The sequence below is a fragment of the Coprococcus sp. RTP21204st1_G4_RTP21204_210225 genome (assembly GCF_040915385.1).
GTDB classification, from domain to species: domain Bacteria; phylum Bacillota; class Clostridia; order Lachnospirales; family Lachnospiraceae; genus Allocoprococcus; species Allocoprococcus comes.
In genome coordinates, this window is sequence record NZ_JBCPDP010000072.1 from 1 (window position 1) to 351 (window position 351).

Consider the following 351-nt stretch of genomic DNA (forward strand, 5'->3'; position numbering starts at 1 on the left):
ACGCTCTAGTTGCTTACCATTCAACCGACGACCTGCACCATCAAGATTATCTCTTAGCAATCTATCCACTTGCTTTTCCGTACTGATAGATGTAGTGTAAAAATGATAGATGTCGGAATCTTGAAGTTTATATAAGGTCTCTGCGGCATCCATAATCTTTTTCTTATCTGTAGTCCTATTCAATAAGACATCTGCCACATTACCCAACTCTTCAAAAGTACAGGCTCCCGAAAAATCCGGATCAGGAATAGACTCAGAAGACATCAATTCTTTCATATCCTCTTGCGACAATCTTTTCTGCGGTACAAAATTATCCTCTACATCTTCCGGATTGACATCCTCATCAACAGG

1 protein-coding gene is annotated in these 351 nt (G+C 39.9%); it reads right to left on the bottom strand.

Going from position 1 to position 351, the window contains the following annotated elements:
- Nucleotides 1-351: DUF4122 family protein (locus AB5213_RS17190; RefSeq protein ID WP_368277041.1), on the bottom strand; the 351-nt coding region annotated here is incomplete at both ends.